Here is an 18,699-nt window from a genome sequence, read left to right on the forward strand (position 1 = left end):
GCGCTGTTCGTTCGTCCAATCCATGTCGAGGTAGGATTGTGGCCTGCGGCACCCCGCGCGTGACAGCGGACAAGCCCTATGCCACATTTTGTACCTAATTTGTCCTGCAAAAGCCCCTTCTCTACGAAAGAAGGGACAGCTCATGAGGGAGCCGCTTGAAATGGCAACAATCGCGCTTGTCGATGACGACCGCAACATTCTGACGTCGGTGTCGATCGCCCTCGAATCCGAGGGATATCGCGTCGAGACCTATACGGATGGTGCGTCCGCGCTGGAAGGCCTGGCGGCACGTCCGCCGAACCTTGCCATCCTCGACATCAAGATGCCGCGCATGGACGGCATGGAGCTCTTGCGCCGGATGCGCCAGAAGTCCGACCTGCCGGTGATCTTCCTGACCTCCAAGGACGACGAGATCGATGAATTGTTCGGCCTCAAGATGGGCGCCGACGATTTTATCCGCAAACCGTTCTCGCAGCGCCTTTTGGTCGAGCGGGTGCGCGCCGTGCTGCGCCGTGCCAGCGCCCGCGAGGCTGCGGCAAAGGCGCCCAGTCAGCAGGCCCGTTCGCTCGAGCGCGGCCAGCTCGTTATGGACCAGGAACGCCACACCTGCACCTGGAAGGGCGAACCGGTGACGCTCACCGTCACCGAATTCCTGATCCTGCATTCGCTGGCGCAGCGTCCCGGCGTCGTAAAAAGCCGTGATGCGCTGATGGATTCAGCCTATGATGAGCAGGTCTATGTCGACGACCGCACGATCGACAGCCACATCAAGCGGCTGCGCAAGAAGTTCAAGGCCGTCGACGACGACTTCGAAATGATCGAAACCCTTTACGGAGTCGGATACCGGTTCCGCGAAGCGTAATTTGATGTATGTCGAGCAAACGCGGCCCCGGCCCAGGGGCTGCGGCATGCATCGAACCGAAGACTAAGCAGGGACTGCTATTCGATGGCAGTGGAAGCACAGCGAAGCAGGCCGACGGGCGCCAGGCGGCCGTCGCGCATCATGCCGTCCTTCGTATCGAAAATCACGGTGCCGATGCGCCGCTTCCTCGGTCACCACATCTTTTCCAGCCTGACGCGGCGCATCCTGTTCCTCAACCTTGCCGGCCTCGCCGTCCTGGTCACCGGTATCCTCTATCTCAACACCTTCCGCGACGGGCTGATCGATGCCCGCGTCGAAAGCCTGATGACCCAGGGCGAGATCATCGCCGGGGCAATCGCGGCGTCGGCGACGGTCGAGACCGATTCGATCAGCATCGACCCGGAAAAGCTGCTCGAGCTGCAGGCCGGCGAAAGCCTGGGGCCGGGCTCGGACCAGCTCGACAATCTGGATTTCCCGATCAATCCCGAACGTGTCGCGCCGGTGCTGCGGCGGCTGATCTCGCCGACCCGGACGCGGGCCCGCATCTATGACCGCGACGCCAATCTGTTGCTCGATTCGCGCCACCTCTATTCGCGCGGCCAGATCCTGCGCTACGACCTGCCGCCGGTCGAGGAGGAAGAGCCCGACCTTGTCGAGCGCGTCCAGAAATTCATCTTCGATTTCTTCCGCAACACCGACCTGCCTGTCTATCATGAACAGCCTGGCGGCAATGGCGCTGCCTTCCCGGAAGTTGTCAAGGCGCTGACCGGCAGCCCGTCGACCATTGTGCGCGTCTCCGAACAGGGCGAGCAGATCGTCTCGGTGGCGGTGCCGATCCAGCGCTTCCGCGCCGTTCTCGGCGTCTTGATGCTATCGACCGAAGGCGGCGACATCGACAAGATCGTCGCTGCCGAGCGCAAGGCGATCCTGCGCGTCTTCGGCATCGCGGCGCTGGTCACCGCTATCCTGTCGATGCTTCTGGCCTCGACCATCGCCAACCCGCTGCGCCGGCTCTCCGCCGCGGCGGTCCGGGTCCGGCGCGGCGTCAAGAGCCGCGAGGAAATTCCTGACTTTTCCGACCGGCAGGACGAGATCGGCAATTTGTCGGTCGCCGTGCGCGACATGACCAACGCGCTCTATGCCCGCATCGAGGCGATCGAAAGCTTCGCCGCCGACGTGTCGCATGAATTGAAGAACCCGCTGACCTCGCTGCGCAGCGCGGTGGAAACCCTGCCGCTGGCCAAGAACGACAATTCGCGCAACCGGCTGATGGACATCATCCAGCATGATGTCCGGCGGCTGGACCGGCTGATCACCGATATTTCCGACGCCTCCCGTCTCGATGCCGAGCTGGCGCGCGAAGATGCCGGGACGGTGGACCTGAAGAAATTCATCACCGACCTCGTCGCCGTGTCGCGCGAAACCACCCGCAACAAGAAGGCGGTCGAGATCGAACTCAAGGTCGCCAAGCTGCCACAGGGCGTCAAAGGCTATTTCGTCGCCGGCCACGATCTGCGCATCGGCCAGGTCGTCACCAATCTGATCGAGAATGCGCGCTCCTTCGTTCCCGAAGACCATGGCCATATCAGCCTGTCGCTGGCGCGCGCCGGCAAGTTCAACATCCTGACCGTCGACGACAATGGTCCCGGCATTCGTGCCGACAACATCGACCGCATCTTCGAACGCTTCTACACCGACCGGCCGGCCGGCGAGGCGTTCGGTCAGAATTCGGGCCTTGGCCTGTCGATCTCCAGGCAGATCGTCGAGGCCCATGGCGGCACGCTGACCGCCGAGAACATCCCCGGCACCAAGCCCGGCGAGATCAAGGGCGCGCGCTTCGTCGTGACGCTGCCGGCAGAAGCATGATCCCGCAAAGTGGAAACCGGTTTGCGGATAAGATCATGCTTCATCCAAAAGACATGATCCCGAAGTGGACACCGGTTTTCTCGGACGAACGGTTCCGTTCGTCCAGAGATCATGCCTCATCCAAAGACGTGATCGGGCATGATCGTGCCTGATCCTGTCGCTCCGCCTGAAAACATCCATGGAACCGCGATCCTGATCGGCGAGCGCGGCGTCCTTATCACTGGGCCGTCCGGTGCCGGCAAGACGACGCTGGCGCTGACACTCCTGGACCATTGTCGCGCGCGTGGGTTGTTCTCGCGGCTGATCGGCGACGATAGGCTGCTTGCCACGGCCCACGCCGGGCGGCTGGTCTGTCGCGTGCCGGCGACCATCGCCGGTCTCGCCGAAGTGCCTGGGTTCATGCCGCGTCCGCTGCCGTTCGAGCCGGGCGGGGTGATCGACCTGCATGTGAGGCTGGTGCCAAAGCCAGAGATGGCCCGTTTCCAGGAGGAAATCAGCGAGCCGGTCGCAGGCTGCCCGGTGCCGCGTATCGACCTTGCCGAGCGTAACGCCGCCACGGCCCTGCCCGCCGTGATGGCGCGGCTGTCGATCGCGCCTTTTCTATGATCCGCTCCCGATTTTTTGCTGCAATGCGTCAAAATGGCATGGGCCGGCGCAATTTTGGGCTTGTCAACGGGCCGCGCGTCGACAAGATAGCGCTCCCGCCGCCTGGAATGGCTGGCGAGCATAAAATGCGCCTGTGAAGCGGCGATGACGGGAGCCACCAAAGAATGATCGGACTCGTGCTTGTAACGCACGGTCAACTGGCCACCGAGTTCCGACATGCCGTCGAACATGTCGTCGGGCCACAAGACAATTTCGAAACCGTGGCGATCGGTGCCGACGACGATATGGAACAGCGTCGTCGCGACATCGTCGACGCCGTCGCCCGCGTCGACACCGGAACAGGCGTCATCGTGCTGACCGACATGTTCGGCGGCACACCGTCGAACCTCGCCATTTCGGTGATGGAGTCCGGCCGCACAGAGGTGATCGCCGGCATGAACCTGCCGATGCTGATCAAGCTGTCCTCGATCCGCAAGGGCGACAACATGGCGGCCGCGCTCGACGAGGCGCAGGCAGCCGGCCGCAAATACATCAACGTCGCCAGCCAGCTTCTGAGCAGCAAATGAACGCGCTATCCCCGGAAAAAGACCAGATTGTCCGGGAGTTTCCGATCGTCAACCAGCGCGGCCTGCACGCCCGTGCCTCGGCGAAATTCGTCCAGCTCGCCAGCGGCTTCGACGCCTCGGTGCATGTCGAGAAGGACGGCCTCAAGGTCGGCGGCACGTCGATCATGGGCCTGATGATGCTTGCCGCCAGCCCGGGCTACTCGATCCGCGTCACCGCCAGCGGGCCGGAGGCGCTCGAGGTCATGGACGCGCTGGAGCAGCTTGTCGCCTCCCGTTTCGGCGAGGAATGCTGATCCCGCACTCCGCCCGGGCATGCCCGGGAGACATGCAGGGATAAAGATTTCTTTATATCCCATTGTCGTCTCGATACCGATCTGCTAGTCAGGCCGGCAATTCGCGCCCTTCGACGCGACGACCGGCGCGGGCGCATCCGCAACCAATTCGCAAGCACATCAAATTGCACGGAGCACTGCCATGACGGGTAGCAAGGATTATGTGGTCGCCGACATCTCGCTTGCCGGCTGGGGCCGCAAGGAACTGGATATCGCCGAAACCGAAATGCCGGGCCTGATGGCCTGCCGCGAGGAATTCGGCGCCAAGAAGCCGCTGAAAGGCGCACGCATCACCGGCTCGCTCCACATGACCATCCAGACCGCGGTGCTGATCGAGACGCTGAAGGCGCTCGGCGCCGATATCCGCTGGGCTTCCTGCAACATCTTCTCGACCCAGGACCACGCGGCAGCCGCCATTGCCGAGGCCGGCATTCCGGTCTTCGCTGTCAAGGGTGAGAGCCTCGAACAGTATTGGGACTATACCGACCGTATCTTCCAGTGGACCGATGGCGGCCTCTCCAACATGATCCTCGATGATGGCGGCGACGCCACCATGTACATCCTGATCGGCGCCCGCGCCGAGGCCGGCGAGGATGTGCTGTCCAACCCGCAGAGCGAGGAAGAGGAATATTTCTACGCACAGGTCAAGAAGCGCCTGAAGGCTTCGCCCGGCTTCTTCACCAAGCAGAAGGCGGCGATCCGCGGCGTCACCGAAGAGACGACCACCGGCGTCAACCGGCTTTACCAGCTGCAGAAGAAGGGCCTGCTGCCCTTCCCGGCCATCAACGTCAACGATTCCGTCACCAAGTCGAAGTTCGACAACAAGTATGGCTGCAAGGAATCGCTGGTCGACGGCATCCGTCGCGGCACCGACACGATGATGGCCGGCAAGGTCGCGGTCGTCTGCGGCTATGGCGACGTCGGCAAGGGCTCGTCGGCCTCGCTCAAGGGTGCCGGCGCCCGCGTCAAGGTCACCGAAGTCGATCCGATCTGCGCGCTGCAGGCGGCGATGGATGGCTTTGAGGTCGTAACGCTGGAAGACGCGGCTCCGACCGCCGACATCGTCATCACCACCACCGGCAACAAGGACGTCGTCACCCTCGACCATATGCGGTCGATGAAGGACATGGTGATCGTCGGCAATATCGGCCACTTCGACAATGAGATCCAGGTGGCGTCGCTGCGCAATCTGAAGTGGACCAACGTCAAGCCGCAGGTCGACATGATCACCTTCCCGGACGGCAAGCGGATGATCCTGTTGTCGGAAGGCCGCCTGCTCAATCTCGGCAACGCCACCGGCCATCCGAGCTTCGTCATGTCGGCGTCCTTCACCAACCAGGTGCTGGCCCAGATCGAGCTGTTCAGCAAGGGTGAGCAGTACCAGAACCAGGTCTATGTCCTGCCCAAGCACCTCGACGAGAAGGTCGCACGCCTTCACCTCGACAAGCTCGGTGCCCGCCTGACCGAACTGTCGGGTGAACAGGCCGCCTATATCGGCGTCACGCCGCAGGGTCCGTTCAAGCCGGAACACTACCGCTATTAACCAAAGCTAAATTTACTACCAGATATTGACGCCGGGCGATTGACTTTTCGCCCGGCTTTATTTTTGCGCGCGATCGGCCTTCACGGCGATTCGGCGAGGGTTTATTGTCAGGTGATTCGCGACGCTTCCGGCCCGAGAGGGGATCAGAGAGGCGCGTTTCAGGGCGGTCTTGCATTCAGGCGGCGGAGAGGACCAAGACATGCCGGGGCAAAACCCGCACGGAGCGGGATCGGCCGTTTCCGGCGGCCATGACGATTCGGGGACCATAGGCTCGGCCACGCAGGGTGGGCGCCTTTCATGGCGTGCCCGCGCGGGACTGTTCCTGGCCAGTTCAGCACTTGCCTATCCGTTGGCCAGCGCCGTGGCGCATGCCGAGAACGCCGCCGTGGCGACGGCCGGCCTGTCGATCAGCACAGTCGAAGTCATGCAGCTTGCGGTGTTCGTGGGCGTGACGGGCGCGGCGCTTTTGTCGGCCATCGTTCTCATCCGTGAACGGGCTCGTACCTCGGCGGAAAATGTCGAACTGAGAAGCCGCGTCGCCGACGTCAACGCGGCGCTGCGCCGTTCGGAAGCGCTGCTCAATCTGCGCGACCAGCGTGTGGTCGTCTGGGCCTCGGAAACCAAGAAACCCGAACTCATCGGCACATTGCCGGTCGAAAGCGGCGCGCCGGAGGAGCGGGCAGCTTTCCTCGCCTTCGGCCGCTGGCTGATGCCGCGCTCGGCGGCGGCGCTCGAGCATGCCGTCGCGGGCTTGCGTGAAAAGGCCCGGCCCTTCGACCTGGTCATCGAATCGCAAGCCGGCGCACCGCTCGAGGTGCATGGCCGCAAGAGCGCCGCGCACATACTGGTGCGGTTCGTCTCGCTTTCCGAGACCCAGCGCAGCCAGGCCCGGCTGAAGATCGACAACCAGCGGCTGGCCGCCGACCATGACACGATGATCGGCCTGCTCGAGGCGCTGAAGATGCCGGCATGGCTGCGCGATGAGCACGGGCGCCTGAAATGGGTCAACCGGGCCTATGCCGACGCGGTCGAAGCCGAAAGCGCGGAGGCCGCCGTCCGCGACGCCAAGGAATTCCTCGGCGGCCAGGCGCGTGAGGCAATCGACACCCAGCACAAATCGCATCCCGTCTTCGAGCAGTCGCTATCCACCGTCATCGAAGGCGACCGCCGTGTCTTCGCGGTGACCGACTTCGCCGGCCCGGACGGTTCGGCCGGCCTTGCTTGCGACACCAGCGCCATTGAGACCATTCGCGGCGAATATGAGCGCACGGTGCGCAGCCACGCCGACACGCTCGACCAGCTCAACACCGCCGTCGCCATCTTCGACACCGACGAGAAGCTGCGCTTTTTCAACCAGGCGTTCCAGAAACTGTGGGGCCTCGACAGCGGCTTCCTGCACAGCGCGCCCGACAATGCGCTGTTGCTCGACCGGCTGCGCAGCGAAGGCAAGATCGCCGAGCAGCCCGAATGGCGCCGCTGGAAGGAAGGCCTGCTCGGTGCCTACCGCGCGGTGGAATCGCAGGAGCATTGGTGGCATCTGCCTGATGGGAAGACCATCCGCGTCGTCGCCAACCCGCAGCCCAAGGGCGGCGTCACCTGGGTGTTCGAGAACCTGACCGAAAAGATGGACCTGGAAAGCCGCTACCGGACCGCGGTGCGGGTCCAAGGCGAGACGCTCGACAATCTCGCCGAGGGCGTGGCGGTGTTCGGCCCCGACGGCCGGCTGCGGCTGTCGAACCCGGCCTTTGCCACGCTGTGGGGCCTAGGCACGGAGGCCGCCAAGCCCAATGTGCACGTTTCCACGATCCGCGATCTTAGCGACCGGCAGGCGGTCGACAGCCCCTGGCCCGGTTTTGTCGCCGCCATCACCGGTTTCGACGACGAACGCCGCGAACGCCACGGCCAGACCGAGCTCAACAACGGCACCGTGCTGCGTTATGCCGTGATTCCGCTGCCCAACGGGCAAGTGATGATGACCTTCGTCGACGTCACCGACAGCGTGCATGTCGAACGTGCGCTGAAGGACAAGAACGAGGCGCTGGAAAAGTCCGACCAGCTCAAGAACGACTTCGTCCAGCACGTGTCCTACGAGCTGCGTTCGCCGCTGACCAACATCATCGGATTCACCGAACTGCTTTCACTGCCCACCACCGGACCGCTGAATCAAAAGCAGCGCGAATATGTCGAGCATGTCAGCTCGTCCTCCTCGGTGCTGCTGACCATCGTCAACGACATACTCGACCTTGCGACCGTCGATGCGGGCATCATGCAGCTCGACATTTCCGAGGTGCATGTCGACCGCACCATCGCGGCGGCTGCTGAACTGGTTGCCGACCGGCTGCAGGAGCATTCGATCCGGCTCGAGGTCGATGCCGCCGCGGCACCGAAGACCTTCCACGGCGACGAGACCCGCATCCGCCAGATCCTCTACAATCTGCTCAGCAACGCCGCCAATTACGCGCCGGAAGCCAGCACCATCCGGCTCGCCTGCCGGCATCTGGCGGACGGGGTGGAATTCTCGGTGCATGACGATGGTCCCGGCATGCCACCGGATGTGCTCGATTCGGTGTTCCGCCGCTTCGAACCGCGCACCAATGGTGGCCGCCGGCGCGGTGCCGGGCTCGGCCTGTCGATCGTCAAGAGCTTCGTCGAACTGCATGGCGGCCACGTTCGCATCGAAACCGGCAAGGACAAGGGCACGACCGTCATCTGCACCTTCCCCGACATGCCGGGCATCCGCGCCGCGGCCGAGTAGCCCGCTCGATGACAGGCTTGGTGCTGGAGCGTTTGCTCACCGATGAGACACAGACAGCGCGGCTGGGTGAGGACCTGGCGCTGGCGCTGCGTGCCGGCGATGTGCTGGCGCTCAAGGGCGATCTCGGCGCCGGCAAGTCGACGCTGGCGCGGGCGTTGATCCGGGCACTGGCCGATGATGCCGGCCTCGATGTGCCGAGCCCGACCTTCACTCTGGTGCAGAGCTACGACACGCGCATTCCGGTGCATCATTTCGACCTCTACCGCCTGTCCTCGGCAGCCGAACTCGATGAGCTCGGCTTCGACGAGGCGCTGACGCAAGGTGCTGCTCTGGTCGAATGGCCTGAGCGGGCTGAAGGCTATTTGCCGAAGACGACGCTCTTGATCGAGCTCGTCCAGCATGGCGAAGGCCGGCTGGCACGGCTGTCGGGACAAGGGCCAGCCTTCGACCGCGCGGCGCGGTCGGTGGCGATGCGCGATTTCCTCGAGACTGCCGGCTGGGGCGAAGCGCGGCGCCGCCATTTCATCGGCGATGCCTCCGCCCGCTCCTATGAGATCGTGACGCTTGCCGGCCAGGAGCAGCGCGTTCTGATGAACTCGCCGCGACTGGTGCTCGGCCCGCCCGTGCGCGACGGCAAACCCTATGCGGTCATCGCTCACACCGCCCAGTCGGTCTCGGCCTTCGTCGCCATCGACCGCGCCTTGAAGGCCGGCGGCGTCAGCGTTCCGCAAATCCATGCCGAGGACCAGGACCAGGGTTTTTTGCTGCTCGAACATTTGGGCTCCGAGGGGTTTCTCGGCAAGGATGGCGAGCCGGTGGCCGAGCGCTATGCGGCAGCGGCCGAACTGCTGGCCATGATGCATGGCAAGACCTGGCCACGGCGCCTGCAAGCCGGCCCCGGCAGCTTCCACGAGGTGCCGCCCTTCGACCGCGACGCGATGATGATCGAAGCCGATCTTTTGGTCGACTGGTATGTGCCGGCGATATCGGGCGGCCCGGCCAGCGACGATCTGCGCACAGGTTACGCTAGGGGATGGAACGCGCTTTTCGACCGGCTGCAAGGCAGCGAATACACGCTGATGCTGCGCGACTTCCATTCGCCCAACATCATCTGGCGTGGCGACCGCGCCGGCCATGACCGGCTGGGCATCGTCGACTTCCAGGACGCATTGATCGGGCCTTCAGCCTATGACGTCGCTTCGCTGGCCATGGATGCCCGCGTCACCCTATCGCCCGAGATCGAAAAGCAGACGCTCGACGCCTATGTCGCGGCGCGTCATGCGGCCGGCGCTTTCGACGAAGCAAGCTTTCTGGAAGCCTATGCAATCATGGCCGCGCAGCGCAACTCCAAGATCCTCGGCATTTTCGTGCGCCTCGAAAAACGCGACGGCAAACCTTATTATCTGAAGCACCTGCCGCGCATCCGCGACTATCTGCGCCGGGCGCTGTCCCACCCGGCGCTTGCCAGCCTGCGGGATTTCTACGACACGCACGGGCTGCTTGAGGAACGAACACTGTGACAAGACCGGATACCGCCATCGTGCTCGCCGCCGGGCTTGGCAAGCGCATGCGGCCGATCACCGATACGATCCCCAAGCCGCTGGTCAGGATCGCCGGCAAGACCTTGCTCGACTGGGGGCTGGACAGCCTCGCCGCCGCCGGCGTCGCCAAGGCGGTGGTCAACGTCCATTATCTGCCCGAACAGATCGTTGCCCATGTCGCCGCGCGCAGCGCTCCGCGGATCATCATTTCCGATGAGAGCGACCGGCTGCTCGATTCCGCCGGCGGCATCGTCAAGGCGCTGCCGGAACTCGGTCAACAGCCGTTCTACATCCTCAACGCCGACACCTTCTGGATCGACCACGGCCCGCTCAATCTCGGGCGGCTCGCCCTTGCATGGGACGCCGCGAAAATGGATATTCTGCTGATGCTGGCGGATCTCCATCAGGCGACAGGACACTGTGGCAGCACCGATTTCCTGGTAGCGCCGGACGGCGGTTTGCGGCGTTCAAAAGGCGATCCGGCCGGCCTGATCTATGCCGGTGCGGCGATCATCCATCCGCGCCTGTTCAAGGACGCATTGGCCGAACCGCATTCGCTCAACGCTTATTTCGATAGAGCGATTGCCGCCGGCCGGCTGTTCGGCATGCCGATGCACGGCCACTGGATCACCGTCGGTACGCCCGATGCCATTCCACAGGCGGAAGCAGCGGTCGCCGGCGCGCTAACCGAGTCGCAATGAGCGGCTCAAGCCGCGTTTTCTCGATCCCGCCCGGAGCGCCGTTTCTGCCGACGCTGGCCGAGGCGCTGCTTGCCGGCCGCCTGGTCCCGGGATTTCGCTTTGACGGTGACCCGCTCGCTCTGGCCGATGTCACCATCTATGTGCCGACGCGCCGCGCCGCGCGCGCCTTGCGCGGTGTCTTCGTCGACAGTTTGAAGGCACGCGGCGGCGGCGGTTCGGCGATCCTGCCCGTCATCCGCCCGCTCGGCGAGTTCGACGAGGATGAGGCCGCGTTCGACGCCGAGCCATCGGCAGCGATCGATCTCGCGCCACCGATCGCGGCGACCGAACGCCTGTTGCTGCTGACGCCGCTGGTACGCGCCTGGAAACGCCGGCTGCCGGAGCATGTGGCGAAGCTCTTCGCCGAGGAAATCGTCATTCCCGCCTCCACCGCCGACGCGATCTGGCTGGCGCGCGATCTTGCGGGGCTGATGGACGAGATCGAGACGGAAGGCACCGACTGGGCGAAGCTTGCAGGCCTGGTGACCGGCAATCTCGCAGGCTGGTGGCAGGTGACGCTCGAATTCCTCGGCATCGTCACCGAGGCCTGGCCGAAATTCCTGAGCGAGAGCGACCGCTCCAATCCGGCCGCGCATCGCAGCGCGCTGATCCGCTCCGAAGCGGCGCGGCTGCGGCGCAATCCACCGGCCGGACCGGTCATCGCCGCCGGCTCGACCGGCTCCATCCCGGCCACGGCGGAGCTGCTTGCCGCGATCGCCCGCCTGCCCGGCGGCGCCATCGTGCTGCCCGGGCTCGACCGGACACTGGACGAAGCGTCGTTCCAGGCGCTTGTCGCCCCCGGCGCGCGCCCGGCCGTACTTGGCCACCCGCAATATGGCCTGGCCAGGCTGATCGGCAAGATCGGCGTGCTGCGCTCGGATGTCGAGGAGATCGGCGCTGCCGAGCCGTACCTTGCGCTTCGCGCCGCGCTTGTCGGCGAGGCGCTGAGGCCGGCTGAGACCACCGAATTGTGGGCCGAGACGCGCAGCGGGTTTTCGGCGTCCGATATTGCCGGCGCGTTCGCCGACGTGACACTGCTTGAAGCCGCCAGCGAGCGCGATGAAGCCGTCGCCATTGCCGTCGCGCTGAAGCAGGCCGTGGAAGCCCCTGGCCAAAGGGCAGCCCTTGTCACTGGCGACCGCGCGCTGGCGCGGCGCGTCTCGGTCGAACTGAAACGCTTCGGCGTGGTTGCCGACGATTCCGGCGGCACGCCGCTCGCCAACAGCCCAGCAGCCAGCCTGCTCCGGCTGGCGCTCGAGGCTGTATTCCGGCCGGGCGATCCGGTCGGCCTTTTGTCGCTGCTCAAGCATCCGCTGCTTGGCCTCGGCCTCGAACGCGCCGCTGTGCGCCACGCGGCGGAACTGGTCGAGCTGGTGGCGCTGCGCGGCGGCACCGGCCGTCCAGACATCGTTTCGCTGCCGGAATTGTTCGAAACCCGCCTCACCGGTCTCGGCGACGACAGCCGGCCGCCCTTCTGGCTTTCCCGCCTGACCGTCCGCTCTATCGAGGACGCTCGCAACTTGCTCGCACGCCTGACAGAAGCGCTGTCGCCGCTTTCGGCCTTTCGCGACCAGTCGGATGCCGATCTTGCCGCGCTGGTCAAAGCCAGCATCGTGGCCTTGGAAAACCTCGGCCGCTCCGCCGATGGCAGCCTGGGCGAGCTCTATGCCGGTGATGCCGGCGAAAAACTTGCCGAATTGCTGCGCGGGCTGGTCGCGGCGTCGGCACCGCTGTCGATCGCGGCGAGCGAATGGCCTGACGTGATGGACGCGCTGATCGCGCCCGAGACGGTGAAGCCGGCGCAAGGCACCGACAGGAACATCGCCATCTGGGGCGCGCTCGAAGCGCGGTTGCAGGATGTCGACACGCTGGTCATTGGCGGGCTCAACGAAGGTGTCTGGCCGCGCAAGCCGGAGAGCGACCGCTTCATGTCACGGCTGATGAAGACCGGCATCGATCTCGAACCGCCGGAGCGACGCATCGGCCTCGCCGCGCATGATTTCCAGATGGCCATGGGCGCGCAACACGTGGTGCTGGCCCGTTCGGCGCGTGCCGGCGACGCACCCGCCGTGCCGTCGCGCTGGCTGCAGCGCTTGCTCACCTTCATCGGCAGCGAACAGGCGGCAAGCCTTCGCCGGCGCGGCGACGAGTTGCTCGCCTGGGCACGCGCGCTCGACACCGGCCCAAAGCAGGATTTCGCGCCGCGGCCGCAGCCGAAGCCGCCATTGGCGGTACGCCCGACGCATTTCTCGGTCACCGAGATCGAGACGTTGCGCCGCGATCCCTACGCCGTCTATGCCAGACGAATCCTCGGCCTGATGCCGCTCGATCCGCTAATCCGCGATCCCGGTGCGGCCGAGCGTGGCACGCTGTTCCACGCCATCCTGCACCTGTTCTCGTCGCGCGTTGCCGATCCGCGTGCGCCGGAAGCGCTGGCCCGCCTCATCGCCGCCGGCCGCGCCTGCTTTGCCGAGGCCGCCCTTCCGGCCGATGTCGAGGCGGTGTGGTGGCCGCGCTTCGAGAAGCTTGCGGCCAACATCGTCGAATGGGAGCGCACGCGCGCCGATGCGGTGGTCCGGCGCCATGCCGAGGAGCGTGCCGGGAAGACCCCCGTCGGCCAATCCGGCGTGACGCTGTCGGGCTATGCCGACCGCGTCGACCTGCTGGCCGGCGGCATGGCCGATATTCTGGACTACAAGACGGGCTCCTCGCCCTCCAAGGCGCAGGCACACACGCTGCTTGCGCCGCAGCTGGCGCTGGAAGGCGCGCTGCTGCGGCGCGGCGCCTTCAAGGATCTGGGCACGCGCGAACCGTCGCAACTGGCCTTCATCAGGCTGAAGCCGAATGGCGAGGTGTTCGAGGAGTCCATTCTCGAGCACAATCGCCAGCCGCGAACCGCCGCCGATCTTGCCGAAGAGGCGTGGGCACGGCTGGAAAAGCTTTTGATCCACTATGCCGATCCGCAGACCTTCTATCTGTCGCGCGCGCTGCCGTTTCGCGAGGGCGAGACCGATGGCGACTACGACCATCTCGCCCGCGTGCTCGAATGGTCGGCCGGCGGCGATGCCGGCGACGAAGGAGGGGAGGCATGAAGAAGGCCTATCCCATCCCGAGCGACACCGCCAACAGCCAGGCCAGCGCCGCCGATCCGCGAAATTCCGCCTGGGTGTCGGCCAATGCCGGCTCCGGCAAGACCCATGTGCTGGCCCAGCGCGTCATCCGGCTGCTGCTCAACGGCACCGACCCGTCGAAGATCCTGTGCCTGACCTATACGCGCGCCGCCGCCGCCAACATGTCGAACCGGGTCTTTTCCACACTGTCGGACTGGACGGTGCTCGGCGACGCCGAACTGGCCACGAAGATCGAAGCCCTGGAAGGGCGGCGGCCCGACCGGGACACCATGCGCCGGGCGCGGCGCCTGTTCGCCGAAGCGCTGGAAACGCCGGGCGGGCTGAAGATCCAGACCATCCACGCCTTCTGCGAATCGGTGCTCCACCAGTTCCCGCTCGAAGCCAACATCCCGGCCCATTTCGAGATGCTCGACGGCCAAATGGAAGCATCGCTGTTCGCCGCCGCGCGCCGCGAGATGATTTCCGGTACGGCTGCCGGCAACCCGGATCTGGCCGACGCCTTCGCCACCGTGCTGGAGCGCGGCGGCGAGGCCGGTCTCGATGCCTTGCTCGGCGAAATCGTGCGCAAGCGCGACGGCTTGCGTCATTTTCTCGATGCGGTCGGGCGTGACGGCTTCCAGCCATTGTTCGATGAGTTCCATTTCCGCCCCGGGCAGACCGCCGAAGGGATAGCAGCATCGGTTTGGCCACTGCCCGGCTTCCTGCCCGACTATTTTGCCGGCTTTGCCCAAGCCGCCGAATCCACCGACGCCAGATCGGTGCTGAACAACATCCTGCCTTACGCGCGCCAGGCCTTTGCCGAGAACGATCCCATTCGCCGCCTGCAACTGCTGGCAAGAGCCTTCCTCAAGACCGATGGTGATCCCTACGACCCGGCAAAGGCCTTCAAGAAGGCGCTGACCGACCGATTGCCTGATCTGGCCGAGCGCTACCTCTCGGCGTCGAGCGCCATCATCGAAACCGTCGACCGGCTGGCGCTGTTCCGCATGCTGGAAGGCACACGCGCGGCACTGACCATCGCCGACTGGCTGATCGCCCGCTACGAAGTGCTGAAGCGCGGCCGGGGCTTTCTCGACTTCAACGATCTGATCACCCGCACGGTCAACCTTCTGGCGCGGCCCGATGCTGGACCCTGGGTGCAATACAAGCTCGACCAGGGCATCGACCACATATTGCTCGACGAGGCGCAGGACACCAGCCCGGATCAATGGGAGGTGGTGAAGCGGCTGGCGGAGGAATTTTTCGCCGGCTTCGGCGCGCGCGACCGGGTCCACCGCACGGTGTTTGCCGTCGGCGACGAAAAGCAGTCGATCTATTCCTTCCAGGGCGCAGCGCCGGACTCTTTCGCCGACAGCCGGCTGCTGTTCGCCGGCAGAGTGCGCGACGCCGAAGCGTCCTTTGCCGATCTCAAGCTCACCTGGTCATTCCGCTCGACCGACGATGTGCTGGCCGCCGTCGACCGCGTCTTTGCCGATCCCATCGTGCGGCGCGGCATCAGCCATGATCCCGATCCGCTGAACCACAAGGCGATCCGCACCGATGCGCCGGGCTATGTCGAGGTCTGGCCATCCATCGGCGCCGATGTCGTCGATGAGCCCGACGACTGGACGCAAGCCATCGACCACGCCCATGCGCCGGCGGTGCGGGTCGCCGAGAACGTGGCGGCGACCATTGCCGGCTGGATCGGCAAGGGGGAGATCATCGAAGGCCGCGGCAAGAGGCTGCGCCCGGGCGACGTGCTGGTGCTGGTGCGCAAGCGCGACAGTTTTGTCCATGCGCTGACGCGCGCCTTGAAACGCCGCGACATTCCGGTCGCCGGCGCCGACCGGCTGAGCCTGCCCGGCCATATCGCCGTCAAGGACCTGATCGCGCTCGGCCATCTGCTGATCCAGCCGCAGGACGATCTGTCGCTCGCCGCCGTGCTGCGCAGCCCGATCTTCGACCTGCCGGAGGAGGCGCTGTTCACGCTCGCCGCGCAGAGGCCGCCCGGCCTGTCGCTGGCCGCGTCACTACGCCAGCGTGCCGAAGGAGACGAACGCCTGGCGAAGATCGTCGCGCAACTCGACATCTGGACCGACGAGGCCGCTTTCAAGCCGGTGTTCGAATTCTATGCCGGCCTGCTGGCGCGTGATGGCGTGCGCAGAAAAATGATCGCGCGGCTCGGGCCGGAAGCCGGCGATATTCTCGATGAGTTCCTGAGTTTCTGCCTGGCCGAGGAACGGACCGGCCTACCCGGGCTGGAAGCTTTTCTGTCGACGCTGGAAAATGCCGGCCCCGAGATCAAGCGCGAGATGGACCAGACGCGCGACGAGGTCCGTGTCATGACCGTGCACGCCGCCAAGGGTCTGGAGGCGCCGGTGGTGTTCCTGGTCGATGGCGGCTCCGCCCCGTTCAGCGACCAGCATCTACCGCGGCTGATGCCTTTCGACGGCTCGGGCCGCAATTTTGACGGCAAGGGCTATCTCTGGCGTTCGGCCAGCGACGTCGCCAACGGCTTCTCGAAAACGGCTGCCGCTAGGGCGAGGGAACTCGCGGACGACGAATACCGCCGGCTGCTCTATGTCGGCATGACGCGCGCCGAGGACCGGCTGATCGTCTGCGGCTATCACGGCAAGCGGGCGCCGAACACCGGCACCTGGCATTCGATCGTCAGCCGCGCGCTGATCGGCGCGCCGGAAAGCGAACAGCGTGCGCACCCCGCCGGCGGCGAGCCGGTGCACCGTTTCCACGTCACCAGGCTGGCGCCCGTCGCGGCGAGCGCCGATGAACAGGCGCGGCAGGCCGATGCTTTCGAGCCGTTGCCTGGAACCCTGTTCCGGCCCTTGCCGCCTTTCGAGGATCTACCACGTCCGCTGTCGCCATCCGGCGCCTCGGCGCTGATCGACGAAGGCAAGGAAGCGGTCGTCGACAAGGCCTCACCGGTGCTGGACGCCGACGCCGAACCCGGCTTTGCCGTGCTGCGCGGGCTCGCTTTGCACAAGCTGCTGCAGATGCTGCCCGGCCTTGCCGAGGGTGAACGCCAGGGCGCGGCCGAGCGTTATCTCGCGCGAACAGGTGCCGCATGGCCGCCCTCAGAGCGCGAAAAGGCCCTGGCGTCGGTCATCGCCATTCTTGCCGATCCACGCCTCGGCCAGCTGTTCGCGCCATCGTCGCGCGCCGAGGTCGCGATCACGGGTAGCCTGCAGGTCAGGGGTAAAACGCGTTCGATTTCCGGCAAGATCGACCGATTGGCGGTGACCGCGGACACGGTTTCGATCGTCGACTACAAGACCAATCGGCCGGCCCCCGCCACGCTGGCCGAGATTCCCCCGGCCTATCTGTTGCAGCTGGCGCTCTATCGCGCCCTGCTGCAGCCGCTTTATCCCGGGCGTGAGGTCAAGGCCGCCCTGCTGTTCACTGAAGCGCCACGACTGATCGAACTGCCGGCCGGGGCCATGGATGACGCCCTTGCCCGACTCACAGGAGCGTGACACAAGACCTGCTTGAAGAAGGGCGCGACAGCCACCACATTTGGTGCGACAAAGAACTCTCGAAAGGAATTTTCCGCATGGGTGCCACCGTCAAGGTCGACAAGAACAATTTCCAGGCCGACGTGCTCAACGCCAAGGAGCCGGTCGTGGTGGATTTCTGGGCTGAATGGTGCGGCCCGTGCAAGATGATCGGCCCGTCGCTGGAAGAGATCGCCAACGAGCTCGGCGGCAAGGTTAAGATCGCCAAGCTCAACATCGACGAGAATCCCGAGCTTGCCGCGCAGTTCGGCGTGCGCTCGATCCCGACGCTGATGATCTTCAAGGGCGGCGAAGTCGCCGATATGAAGGTCGGTGCCGCGCCCAAGACTGCGCTGTCGCACTGGATCAATGGCAGCCTTTGATCCAACTGAACTTCACGATATCAAAAGCCCGGCCATCGCGCCGGGCTTTTTGTTGGCGTCATCGCTAACCCCCTCTGGCCCTCACATCGGGGCGCGCCATGTCTTCTGCTGGCAGCAGAAACAGGGAGAGCGATATGACCGGATCCGCCAAGGCCACCGTCTTCATCGACAATGAGCGCGTCATCGTCACCGAGTACCGCTTCCAGCCCGGCGACAACACCGGCTGGCATCGCCATGGCCACGACTATGTCGTCGTGCCGCTGATGGACGGCAAAGTGAAGCTCAAGACCAAGGATGGCGAGACCTTCGCCGAGATGAAGAAAGGCGCGCCCTATTTCCGCAAGGAGGGCGTCGAGCACGACGTCATCAGCGCCAATGACGGCGAATATGCTTTCATCGAGATCGAGCTGAAGTAATGCGCCAAAACCGTGCCCGGACTGGTGGGACCTGAAGTGCGGTCACCAGTCGGCGATGCGGTCGCCGCCGGTGAACTGCGCGCTTTTTGCCGTGTATTCGAACAGCTCGATCTTCACGCCGTTGGGGTCACGGATCCAGGCCTGAAAGGTGTCGTCGCAGGCATGCTTCTTGGCGGTCACGTCGATGCCCTTCGACTTGATATGGACGATCGCGGCGTCGATGTCTTCGACTTCCAGGCAGAAATGGTTGATCTGATTGAGCTCGTTGAAGCTCGTGCCGTCTTTCTGGAACACCTCGACATGACTTCGGCCACCGCAATCCAGGTAGAAGCCGAAAATCTTGCCGTCGCGCAGGAAATTGAACCTTGTGTCCATGCCGAGCACGTCGCGGTAGAAACTGCGCGTCGCTTCCAGGTCTTGCGCGAAGATGCAGACATGGGCGAGTTGCTTCACCTTGATCATCATGAGCT

The 18,699-nt window shown here is 64.9% G+C and carries 14 protein-coding genes; 13 read left to right on the plus strand and 1 reads right to left on the minus strand.

The features are described 5' to 3' along the window. Positions 1-160 precede the first annotated feature (160 nt). The 13 genes from JN279_RS02010 (at position 161) to JN279_RS02070 (ending at position 18,229) form a co-directional block, all read left to right on the plus strand. Positions 161-862 (plus strand): response regulator transcription factor, encoded by a 702-nt coding sequence (locus JN279_RS02010; RefSeq protein WP_010912942.1) that lies wholly within the window; start codon positions 161-163, stop codon positions 860-862. An 84-nt stretch (positions 863-946) separates the two neighbouring features. Continuing rightward, positions 947-2,728 (plus strand): sensor histidine kinase, encoded by a 1,782-nt coding sequence (locus JN279_RS02015; protein WP_096452797.1) that lies wholly within the window; start codon positions 947-949, stop codon positions 2,726-2,728. Between the two features lie 144 nt (positions 2,729-2,872). Further along, entirely contained in the window at positions 2,873-3,334 is a 462-nt protein-coding gene (locus JN279_RS02020; protein ID WP_095201014.1) for an HPr kinase/phosphorylase, read from the plus strand. A gap of 164 nt (positions 3,335-3,498) precedes the next feature. After that, the gene (locus tag JN279_RS02025; RefSeq protein ID WP_027032585.1) at positions 3,499-3,900 is read left to right on the plus strand and encodes a PTS sugar transporter subunit IIA; all 402 of its coding nucleotides are present in this window, start codon (positions 3,499-3,501) and stop codon (positions 3,898-3,900) included. Then, positions 3,897-4,193, plus strand: coding sequence for an HPr family phosphocarrier protein (locus JN279_RS02030; RefSeq protein ID WP_096452795.1), 297 nt, complete (start codon positions 3,897-3,899; stop codon positions 4,191-4,193). Before JN279_RS02025 ends, JN279_RS02030 begins: the two co-directional genes overlap by 4 nt. A 181-nt stretch (positions 4,194-4,374) precedes the next feature. Further along, positions 4,375-5,775, plus strand: coding sequence for an adenosylhomocysteinase (gene ahcY, locus JN279_RS02035; RefSeq protein ID WP_027040652.1), 1,401 nt, complete (start codon positions 4,375-4,377; stop codon positions 5,773-5,775). A gap of 199 nt (positions 5,776-5,974) precedes the next feature. After that, complete coding sequence (locus tag JN279_RS02040) at positions 5,975-8,530, plus strand: sensor histidine kinase (RefSeq protein ID WP_096452793.1); 2,556 nt, start codon at positions 5,975-5,977, stop codon at positions 8,528-8,530. Between the two features lie 8 nt (positions 8,531-8,538). Then, a complete protein-coding gene (gene tsaE / locus JN279_RS02045) occupies positions 8,539-10,050 on the plus strand; it encodes a tRNA (adenosine(37)-N6)-threonylcarbamoyltransferase complex ATPase subunit type 1 TsaE (RefSeq protein ID WP_096452791.1) in 1,512 nt (503 codons plus the stop codon). Beyond that, positions 10,047-10,772, plus strand: a complete 726-nt coding sequence (locus JN279_RS02050; protein ID WP_274608643.1) for a nucleotidyltransferase family protein — start codon at positions 10,047-10,049, stop codon at positions 10,770-10,772. The genes tsaE and JN279_RS02050 overlap by 4 nt, the downstream gene beginning before the upstream one ends. Next, a complete protein-coding gene (gene addB / locus JN279_RS02055) occupies positions 10,769-13,903 on the plus strand; it encodes a double-strand break repair protein AddB (RefSeq protein ID WP_096452789.1) in 3,135 nt (1,044 codons plus the stop codon). The genes JN279_RS02050 and addB overlap by 4 nt, the downstream gene beginning before the upstream one ends. Next, entirely contained in the window at positions 13,900-17,412 is a 3,513-nt protein-coding gene (gene addA / locus JN279_RS02060; protein ID WP_096452787.1) for a double-strand break repair helicase AddA, read from the plus strand. The genes addB and addA overlap by 4 nt, the downstream gene beginning before the upstream one ends. 77 nt (positions 17,413-17,489) lie before the next feature. Next, positions 17,490-17,813 (plus strand): thioredoxin, encoded by a 324-nt coding sequence (gene trxA, locus JN279_RS02065; protein ID WP_096452785.1) that lies wholly within the window; start codon positions 17,490-17,492, stop codon positions 17,811-17,813. A 134-nt stretch (positions 17,814-17,947) separates the two neighbouring features. Continuing rightward, positions 17,948-18,229: a cupin domain-containing protein gene (locus tag JN279_RS02070; protein WP_096452783.1), complete on the plus strand. Its 282-nt coding sequence runs from the start codon at positions 17,948-17,950 to the stop codon at positions 18,227-18,229. Between the two features lie 42 nt (positions 18,230-18,271). Here the strand turns inward: JN279_RS02070 and JN279_RS02075 are convergent, their stop codons facing one another. After that, positions 18,272-18,691, minus strand: a complete 420-nt coding sequence (locus JN279_RS02075; RefSeq protein WP_096458330.1) for a VOC family protein — start codon at positions 18,689-18,691, stop codon at positions 18,272-18,274. Between the last annotated feature and the right edge of the window lie 8 nt (positions 18,692-18,699).

The organism is Mesorhizobium sp. 113-1-2 (genome assembly GCF_016756475.1).
GTDB classification, from domain to species: domain Bacteria; phylum Pseudomonadota; class Alphaproteobacteria; order Rhizobiales; family Rhizobiaceae; genus Mesorhizobium; species Mesorhizobium loti_C.

What these genes read in the sequence shown, in the direction of transcription:
- trxA (WP_096452785.1), top strand. Translation starts at nt 17,490, where the DNA reads ATGGGTGCCACCGTCAAGGTCGACAAGAACAATTTCCAGGCCGACGTG.
- ahcY (WP_027040652.1), top strand. Translation starts at nt 4,375, where the DNA reads ATGACGGGTAGCAAGGATTATGTGGTCGCCGACATCTCGCTTGCCGGC.
- JN279_RS02075 (WP_096458330.1), bottom strand. Translation starts at nt 18,691, where the DNA reads ATGATCAAGGTGAAGCAACTCGCCCATGTCTGCATCTTCGCGCAAGAC.
- JN279_RS02015 (WP_096452797.1), top strand. Translation starts at nt 947, where the DNA reads ATGGCAGTGGAAGCACAGCGAAGCAGGCCGACGGGCGCCAGGCGGCCG.
- tsaE (WP_096452791.1), top strand. Translation starts at nt 8,539, where the DNA reads ATGACAGGCTTGGTGCTGGAGCGTTTGCTCACCGATGAGACACAGACA.
- addA (WP_096452787.1), top strand. Translation starts at nt 13,900, where the DNA reads ATGAAGAAGGCCTATCCCATCCCGAGCGACACCGCCAACAGCCAGGCC.
- addB (WP_096452789.1), top strand. Translation starts at nt 10,769, where the DNA reads ATGAGCGGCTCAAGCCGCGTTTTCTCGATCCCGCCCGGAGCGCCGTTT.
- JN279_RS02025 (WP_027032585.1), top strand. Translation starts at nt 3,499, where the DNA reads ATGATCGGACTCGTGCTTGTAACGCACGGTCAACTGGCCACCGAGTTC.
- JN279_RS02010 (WP_010912942.1), top strand. Translation starts at nt 161, where the DNA reads ATGGCAACAATCGCGCTTGTCGATGACGACCGCAACATTCTGACGTCG.
- JN279_RS02070 (WP_096452783.1), top strand. Translation starts at nt 17,948, where the DNA reads ATGACCGGATCCGCCAAGGCCACCGTCTTCATCGACAATGAGCGCGTC.
- JN279_RS02030 (WP_096452795.1), top strand. Translation starts at nt 3,897, where the DNA reads ATGAACGCGCTATCCCCGGAAAAAGACCAGATTGTCCGGGAGTTTCCG.
- JN279_RS02040 (WP_096452793.1), top strand. Translation starts at nt 5,975, where the DNA reads ATGCCGGGGCAAAACCCGCACGGAGCGGGATCGGCCGTTTCCGGCGGC.